Annotated in this window: 10 protein-coding genes and 1 pseudogene; 4 read left to right on the top strand and 7 right to left on the bottom strand. The window is 73.3% G+C overall.

The genetic code is table 11. From position 1 onward, the window contains the following. Positions 1-70: 70 nt before the first annotated feature. The 3 genes from KBX53_RS16565 to KBX53_RS16555 are packed head-to-tail and all read right to left on the bottom strand — an operon-like array spanning position 71 to position 2,369. Entirely contained in the window at positions 71-754 is a 684-nt protein-coding gene (locus tag KBX53_RS16565) for an ABC transporter ATP-binding protein (protein WP_210860211.1), read from the bottom strand. 8 nt (positions 755-762) lie between these two features. Continuing rightward, on the bottom strand, positions 763-1,848 hold the full coding sequence (locus tag KBX53_RS16560; RefSeq protein ID WP_309140787.1) for a peptidoglycan-binding protein: 1,086 nt from the start codon (positions 1,846-1,848) through the stop codon (positions 763-765). Beyond that, a complete protein-coding gene (locus KBX53_RS16555) occupies positions 1,845-2,369 on the bottom strand; it encodes a hypothetical protein (RefSeq protein WP_030328154.1) in 525 nt (174 codons plus the stop codon). The genes KBX53_RS16560 and KBX53_RS16555 overlap by 4 nt, the downstream gene beginning before the upstream one ends. 129 nt (positions 2,370-2,498) lie before the next feature. On the opposite strand from KBX53_RS16555, the gene KBX53_RS16550 reads away from it, so the two are divergent. After that, the gene (locus KBX53_RS16550; RefSeq protein ID WP_030328157.1) at positions 2,499-3,155 is read left to right on the top strand and encodes a response regulator transcription factor; all 657 of its coding nucleotides are present in this window, start codon (positions 2,499-2,501) and stop codon (positions 3,153-3,155) included. Then, a complete protein-coding gene (locus KBX53_RS16545; protein WP_210860209.1) occupies positions 3,152-4,306 on the top strand; it encodes a cell wall metabolism sensor histidine kinase WalK in 1,155 nt (384 codons plus the stop codon). The genes KBX53_RS16550 and KBX53_RS16545 overlap by 4 nt, the downstream gene beginning before the upstream one ends. Positions 4,307-4,320: 14 nt before the next feature. Here the strand turns inward: KBX53_RS16545 and KBX53_RS16540 are convergent, their stop codons facing one another. The 4 genes from KBX53_RS16540 to KBX53_RS16525 form a co-directional block, all read right to left on the bottom strand. After that, positions 4,321-4,767 carry a nucleoside deaminase gene (locus tag KBX53_RS16540; RefSeq protein ID WP_209444471.1) on the bottom strand — a complete coding sequence of 149 codons (447 nt, stop codon included), beginning with the start codon at positions 4,765-4,767 and terminating at the stop codon, positions 4,321-4,323. Positions 4,768-4,912: 145 nt separating this feature from the next. Then, positions 4,913-5,440 carry a tRNA adenosine deaminase-associated protein gene (locus tag KBX53_RS16535; protein ID WP_030328163.1) on the bottom strand — a complete coding sequence of 176 codons (528 nt, stop codon included), beginning with the start codon at positions 5,438-5,440 and terminating at the stop codon, positions 4,913-4,915. A gap of 117 nt (positions 5,441-5,557) precedes the next feature. After that, positions 5,558-5,725: a hypothetical protein gene (locus KBX53_RS16530; protein ID WP_167337265.1), complete on the bottom strand. Its 168-nt coding sequence runs from the start codon at positions 5,723-5,725 to the stop codon at positions 5,558-5,560. A 112-nt stretch (positions 5,726-5,837) separates the two neighbouring features. Then, positions 5,838-6,176 (bottom strand): hypothetical protein, encoded by a 339-nt coding sequence (locus tag KBX53_RS16525; RefSeq protein ID WP_030328166.1) that lies wholly within the window; start codon positions 6,174-6,176, stop codon positions 5,838-5,840. Positions 6,177-6,291: 115 nt separating this feature from the next. Here KBX53_RS16525 and KBX53_RS16520 point away from each other — a divergent pair, with 115 nt between their 5' ends. Beyond that, complete coding sequence (locus KBX53_RS16520; RefSeq protein WP_030328168.1) at positions 6,292-7,053, top strand: M23 family metallopeptidase; 762 nt, start codon at positions 6,292-6,294, stop codon at positions 7,051-7,053. Position 7,054: 1 nt separating this feature from the next. After that, positions 7,055-7,210 (top strand): annotated as a pseudogene (locus KBX53_RS16515) (PHP domain-containing protein); the annotation flags it as partial.

The raw sequence follows: 7,210 nt of genomic DNA, 5'->3' as shown, positions 1-7,210 counted from the left end.
GTCCGCAGCCCCACCCCGCCGACGCGCAGCACGTCCGCCGGTCCCAGGCGGGCCGGGGTCAGCGTCGCCATCAGCCGACCCCGGCCGACGTGCGGGCCGAGTCGTGCCGGACCGCGCCGTCGCGCATCCGCACCTGCCGGGGCAGGCTTGCCGCGATCTCCCGGTCGTGGGTGATCACCACGACGGTGGTCCCGGCCCGGTGCAGGTCGTGCAGCAGCTCCAACACCTCGGCACCGGAGTGGGAGTCCAGGTTGCCGGTCGGCTCGTCGGCGAGCAGCACCGCCGGCTCGCCGACCACCGCACGGGCCACGGCGACCCGCTGCCGTTCCCCGCCGGAGAGTTCGTGCGGCCGGTGCCCCAACCGGTGGCCCAGGCCAACCCGGACCAGCGCGGCCTCCGCACGGTCGCGCCGCCGCCGCAGCGGTACGCCGGAGTAGAGCAACCCGTCGGCGACGTTGTCCACCACCGGAACGCCCGGGGCGAGGTGGAACTGCTGGAACACGAAGCCGATCCGGGTGGCCCGCAACGCGGACAGCTCCCGGTCGGTCAGCTTCGCCGCGTCGTACCCGTCGATGAGCACGCTGCCCGACGACGGGCGGTCCAGGGTGCCGATCAGGTGCAGCATCGTCGACTTTCCCGACCCGGACGGGCCGACGATCGCGACCAACTCGCCGTGGCCGATCCGCAGCGACACGTCGTCCAGGGCGACGACACCGCCGGCATACCGCTTGCTGACCCGGTCGAGCACGATCACCTCGCCGCTCACGTCGGCACCACCACCGTCGCGCCCTCGGTGAGGCCCGTGCCGGTGACCTCCACCCGCCCACCGGCGAACAACCCGGTGGTCACCGCGAGGATCTGGCTCGTGCCACCCTCGGCGACCTGGACGCCGTAGCCGCCCTCGGCCAGCGCCAACAGCGCCGCCACCGGCACGGTGAGCACGTCGCGGCGCTCCGAGACGGTGAACGTGACGTCCGCGCTGGCCCGGTCGAACCCGGTGAGGGCCTTCGGGTCGGTCACCGCGACGGTCACCTCGATCTTCGTCTCGGCGTCGCCGGACTGTCCGTTGGCACCGGCCGTACCGGCCTGGACGATCGTCTCGACAGTGCTGATCGTGCCCGCCACCGTCTGGCCGTCGGGCAGCCGCACGGAGACCTTCGCGTCGCGCTTGGCCAGCCGCTGGTCGTCCACGTCCAACTCGACTGTGACAACCCGGCTGGTGCCGGTGTAGGTCAGCACCGCCTGGCCGGGCTGTGTCAGGTCGCCGACGTCGGCCTGGTGGCCGTCCACCCGGACCTCCCGGTCGGCGTACACGACGCGCCCCGGCTCGACCCGACCGGTCTCGGCCAGACCCAGGTCCTCCTGCCACTGCCGGACCGCGTCCGCGGTGGCGCCGGTGTACTCGTCGTCGACGGTGAAACCGGTGTAGCCCAGTGCGTCGAGGTTCCGCTCGAACTGCGCGACGTCGGCCCCCTCCACCCCGGGGGCGAGGGTCCGGTACGCGGGCAGCCCGCCGTAGAGGAGCACCACGGCCTCGTTGTCGACCCGGTAGAGCGCCTTGCCCCGCCGTACCGTCGACCCGGTCGCCGCCAGCGCGGTGACGGTGCCGCTGAGCTTCGCCGTGGCGGTACGCGTGGTGCCGTACCCGAGCTCACCGTCGGCGGTCTCCGAGTCGGCGAGGGTCTGCCGGGTGACGGTGGCGGTGGCGGGTGGTGCGCTGCCGGCCTGGGCGCGTCCGCCGTCGGCACCGCCGCCGAAGCCCACCGCGGCGACCACGCCCACCGCCGCGACCAGCAGGACGATGCCTCCGGTGACGGCGGCGCGCAGCCGCGAGCGTCGGATCGTCACCGGTCACCCCCGAACTGCGGTGCGTGCTGCCGGCACTTCTCCAGCGCGGCCTTCATGGCCGGGTCGCCGATGTTGATCGCGTTGTCCCCCGCCCCGATCCGGACCCGTCCGTCGGCGTCCGGGTCCGGGAAGTCGGGCACCCCGTTCTCCCGCATGCACTTGGCGAGCGTGCGCATCCGCTCGGCCTGCTCGGGGTTGAGCTGCGGTCCCTGCCCGCCGTTGGGCAGCTTGTCCTGGCACTTCTCCATGGCCGCCTGGACCTTCTGCTGATCAACGTCAGCGCCGAACCGGAAGCCGGGACGGCCGCCCGCCTCCGGGTCGGGCAGGTCCACCCCGTTCTCCCGCATACACCTGGCGAAGGCGAGCTGCCGGTCCGAGTCACTGACCGGCGTGCCGGTCGCCGTCGCGTCGGCCTTCGTCCCGCCGGCGGTAGCGACCCCGCCGCCGTCGTCACCTCCCGCGCCGCACCCGGACAGCGCCAGGGCGAGCAGGACGGGGATCGCAAGCAGATGTCGTCGCATGATGTCCACCTCCGCTCAGGTCCGGCGCGGTTCGCCGAACGTGGCACCCAGTGCACGGCAGCGCGCGTATCCCCGGCGTTACCGTCGGCGGTTATGCCGCCGTTACGGAGCCCCGAGCACCATTGAGGGGTGAGAGTGCTGGTGGTCGAGGACGAGAACGTGCTGGCGGACGCCATCGCCGAGTGGCTGCGCCGGGAGTCGTTCGCTGTCGACGTGGCGTACGACGGGGACGCCGCGTTGGAACGGCTCGGCGTCAACGAGTACGCGGTGGTGGTCCTGGACCGGGACCTGCCGGTGGTGCACGGCGACGACGTGTGCCGGGCGATCGTGGATGCGGGCGGCGAGACCCGGGTGCTGATGCTGACCGCGTCGGCGGCGGTCCGGGAGCGGGTGGCCGGGCTGGCGCTCGGCGCCGACGACTACCTGACCAAGCCCTTCGCCCTGGTTGAGCTATCGGCCCGGGTGCACGCGTTGACCCGCCGGTCTCGCCCGGCGGCGCCGCCGACGCTACGGCGCGCCGGCATCCAGCTCGACCCGGCCCGACACGAGGTACGCCGGGACGACCGGTACGTGGCGCTGTCCCGCAAGGAGTTCGCGGTGCTGGCCGAGCTGCTGCGTGCCGACGGCGCGGTGGTCTCCGCCGAGGACCTGCTGGAACGCGCCTGGGACGAGCACATCGACCCGTTCACGAACGTGGTCCGGGTGACAGTCATGAAGCTGCGCCGCAAACTCGGCGACCCGCCGGTGATCGAGACGGTGCCCGGGGCGGGGTACCAGATCCGATGAAACGCCTGACGATCCGCGCCCGGCTCACCCTCATCTACGGCGGGCTCTTCCTGCTGGCCGGCGTGGTCCTGCTCGCCGTCACGTACGTGCTGGTGGATCAGCGGATGCCGCAGCCGTTCGGGGTGAGCCTGCGCGACCTGCCGAGGACCACCCCCACGACGCCCAGCGGGCAGAACCTCGACAACCTGCGCGCCCTGGTGCAGGAGGTGCAGGACGAAGCGAAGCGCAACGCGTTGGAGTCGCTGCTCACCCAGGGCGGCATCGCGTTGATAGTGGTGTCGACGGTGGCGATCGCGTTCGGCTGGTTGCTCGCTGGCCGGGCGTTGCAGCCACTGCACCAGATCACCGGCACGGCCCGCCGGATCGCCGGCGCGGACACCGCCGGCCGTGGTCTGCACGAGCGCATCGCGCTGACCGGCCCTCCCGACGAGGTACGCGAACTCGCCGACACGTTCGACGAGATGCTGGAACGGCTGGACCGTTCCTTCGACGGGCAGCGCCGGTTCGTGGCGAACGCCTCGCACGAGCTGCGTACCCCGCTGGCGCTCAACCGCGCCCTGGTGGAGCTGGCGGTCACCCGCCCGGACGCCTCGGCCGAGACCCGGCGACTGGGTGAGTCGCTGCTGGCGGTCAACGAGCGCCACGAGCGGCTGATCGACGGTCTGCTGACCCTGGCCGACTCGGAGAACGAGCTGACCGAGCGTACGCCGGTCGACCTGGCCGAGGTCTGCGCGCACACCACCGATCAGGCCGGCGGGCAGGCACCCGGCGTGCGGGTACGGCGGGCGCTGGCCCCGGCGCCGACGAGCGGCGACCCGGTGCTGTTGGAGCGGCTCACGTTCAACCTGGTGGAGAACGCGTTGCGGCACAACCTGCCCGCCGACGGCTGGGTGGAGGTGCGCACCGGGCTGGTCGGGGGTCGGCCCACCCTCACGGTGACCAACACCGGCCCGGTCGTTCCCGGCTACGACGTGGAGACGATGTTCCAGCCGTTCCGGCGGCTGTCGCGGGAGCGGGTCGTCGGCGCGCGGGGCTTCGGGCTGGGGTTGTCCATCGTCCGCGCGGTGGCCCGCGCCCACGGTGGCATCGCCGAGGCGCAGCCCCGTCCGGGCGGAGGGCTGGTCGTCACCGTCACCCTGCCGCCGGCCTGACCGGCGACCCGGCCTCAGCGGAAGAACGCGCGCAGGACGGTGGCGGTTTCGGTCTCCAGCACGCCGCCGTAGACCTCGGGGCGGTGGTTGAGCCGGCGGTCACGCAGCACGTCCCAGAGCGATCCGGCCGCGCCGGTCTTGGGTTCCCAGGCGCCGAAGACGACGGTGGAGACCCGGGCGAGCACCAGCGCCCCGGCGCACATGGTGCACGGTTCGAGGGTGACCACCAGGGTGCAGCCGTCGAGCCGCCACCGGCCGGTGCGTTCGGCGCCTCGGCGCAGGGCCAGCACCTCGGCGTGCGCGGTGGGGTCCCCGGTCAACTCCCGTTCGTTGCGGCCGGTGGCCAGCTCGGTGCCGTCCGGGCCGTAGAGCACCGCCCCCACCGGCACGTCGTCGACGTCGGTGCTGACCGCGTCGTCGACCGGCGGACCGGCGACGGCGACCTCCAGGGCGCGGCGCATCCACAGTTCGTGCCGCTGCCGCCGGCCGATCTCACCAGTGTCGGCAAGGCCCTCGTGGGCACCGGGCCCGGCGCGGCCCACCGCACCGGGGGTGGGTTGGCCCGGCCGGATCGACTCCAGCGACGGATCGGTGGCGTCGGCCGGCTCAGACCTCACGCAGCTCCTCGACCTCGTCGGCGCAGCCGAGCACCTGGCAGATCTCGGCGGTGACGTCCGCCGGCATCATCCCCTCGTGGGTGCAGAGGGTCAGCAGCTTCTGCGCGGAGATGCCGAGGTTGGCCAGCAGGTCGGCGTCACCGACCGGGTCGGCCTCCGGGTCGACGACGGGCTGCTCGCTCTCGTCGTCGCCGGTGCTCGCCGGGCGGGGCTCGTCGTCACCGTCGAGCCCGGTGACCGAGGTCTTCAGGTCACCGACCAGCAGCGCCCCCAGCTGCGACTCCTCGGCGTACGCGGAGTCCGAACCGAACACCCGCAGGTCCTCGCCCTCGTCCAGGCGCAGGATCACCAGGTACGCGTCGTCGGCCTCGACGAAGAGCAGCGACACGTCGGCCTCCTGGTCGACGTCACGCAGCCGGTCGGCGACCTCGTCGATGTCGGTCGCGCCACGCAGGCTGACCTCGGCGGCGGTCCAGCCACTGTCGTCGCGCACCACGGCCGCAGCGAAGTACGACACGGTCCCCCCAATAGCCCTCGACACAGCGTCGACTCGTTACGCGTGCACGTTAGCCGGTCGGGTCGGCAGGCGACCCGTCAACGCCCCGAAGGGCGGGTCATTCCTGACAAAGTCGAATCAGCCGACGACTCGACGGCGGGTGGCGATGAGTTGCCGCAGACGCTCGGTGCGCTGCCGCTGTGGTCGGCTGCGCTGGCGGACCGCCCGGGCACCCGCCAGCTCGGCCAGCAACTGCAGGCGGCGGCGGCTGCGATCGGGATCCTGTCGCGGAGTGGTCCAGACCATAGTGCCGAGCGTGCCGAGTCTGGGCGGCCACGTCAAGACGGCGTTCGCTACGCAGCCAACCGGGCACGCGGCGCAGTCAACCGGGCGACGTTCCGGGGCCGGTCCGTGCTGGTCACCACAGCGGCCAGTCACCACTGGTGGCCCAGCGGACCGCCACCACGGCGGCGGCGATGCTCCAGCCACCGGCCGTGACGATGGCGACCCCGGTGGCCACCCCCCGGTCGCCGTAGCGGACCAGCACCAGGGCGGTGACCCAGGCCAGCAGGCCGGCGAACACCGTCCACCAGGCGTAGCTGGCCACGTCGGTGCCGAGCAGGCCGAACAGCAGCAACCAACCGGCTGCCGCGCCACCACCGGCGGCGACGCCACCGCCGGTGACCGGGTGCGGCTCGCGGTAGGTGGGTCGGGTCGGAGGACCGGAGGGGAAAAGACCCGACGGGGTACGCGGCATCGGGCGGGCGGCACCGAAGTCCGGGCCAGGTTCGGGTCGGGCAAAGGTCACCGTCGCTGCCCTCCCTCACGCGTGCCGCTCGTGCCCACGGTACCGGCTCTGCCAGGATGACCGGATGGCCTCGCCGACGATCAGCCGCCGCGCTCGTCCGGCGTACCCCATCCTGCTGCTGCTCGCCCCGGTGCTGGCCGCCGGTTGCGCGACCACCCGGCCGGGGGTGCCCGACGGCGCCGCGCCGACGCCACCGGCGGTCTGGGCGACAGCCGACCAGCCGGCGTCGCAGCCGCCGTCGCCGGCGGCGACCGACCCGAGCCCGCCCGCGCCGTCGTCGGCCACGCCGTCGGCGACGGCACCCCGCGTCGGGCTGAAGCATGTCTTTCCGGTACGCGCCGACAACGTCGACTACCACCCGACGCACGGGGCGTACCCGGCGACGGACCTCTTCGCCGACTGCGGCGAGCCGTTCGTGGCGGTGACCGACGGGACGGTGCTGGAGGTGAGCCGCGTCGACCGGTACCGCAAGCGCGGGCCACAGGGCCCGGACAACGGCGGCCTGTCGGTCTCCCTGCTCGGCGACGACGGGGTGCGGTACTACGGCTCGCACCTGAGCGCCGTGACCAGCGGTGTCGACGCCGGGGTGCGGGTCCGCGCCGGGCAGCAGCTCGGCAAGGTGGGCCGCACGGGCAACGCGAACAACGTCTGCCACGTGCACTTCGGCATCTCGCCGGGGTGCACCGGTAAGGACGGCTGGTGGATCCGGCGTGGGGTGATCTGGCCGGCGCGTTACCTGGACTCCTGGCGGCGCGGCGGCAACCGGGAGCCGGCCGCCGAGGTCACCGCGTGGCAACGCCGGCACGGCTGCCCGAAGGCGCCCTGACATGGCTCGCGCGAGAGATCCCATCGCCGACCTGCGCCGGATCGCGTTCCTTCTGGAACGGGCCAACGAGGCCACCTACCGGGTACGCGCGTTCCGGTCGGCGGCGAAGGCGTTGGCCGGCCTGCCCGCGGCCGAGCTGACCGAACGGGCCGGCAAC

The organism is Micromonospora sp. M51, assembly GCF_018070305.1.
Classification (GTDB): Bacteria; Actinomycetota; Actinomycetes; order Mycobacteriales; family Micromonosporaceae; genus Micromonospora; species Micromonospora parva.
This window is presented reverse-complemented; position numbering and strand designations above follow the sequence as displayed.

What these genes read in the sequence shown, in the direction of transcription:
- KBX53_RS16555 (WP_030328154.1), bottom strand. Translation starts at nt 2,369, where the DNA reads ATGCGACGACATCTGCTTGCGATCCCCGTCCTGCTCGCCCTGGCGCTG.
- KBX53_RS16530 (WP_167337265.1), bottom strand. Translation starts at nt 5,725, where the DNA reads ATGGTCTGGACCACTCCGCGACAGGATCCCGATCGCAGCCGCCGCCGC.
- KBX53_RS16540 (WP_209444471.1), bottom strand. Translation starts at nt 4,767, where the DNA reads ATGCGCCGCGCCCTGGAGGTCGCCGTCGCCGGTCCGCCGGTCGACGAC.
- KBX53_RS16545 (WP_210860209.1), top strand. Translation starts at nt 3,152, where the DNA reads ATGAAACGCCTGACGATCCGCGCCCGGCTCACCCTCATCTACGGCGGG.
- KBX53_RS16525 (WP_030328166.1), bottom strand. Translation starts at nt 6,176, where the DNA reads ATGCCGCGTACCCCGTCGGGTCTTTTCCCCTCCGGTCCTCCGACCCGA.
- KBX53_RS16520 (WP_030328168.1), top strand. Translation starts at nt 6,292, where the DNA reads ATGGCCTCGCCGACGATCAGCCGCCGCGCTCGTCCGGCGTACCCCATC.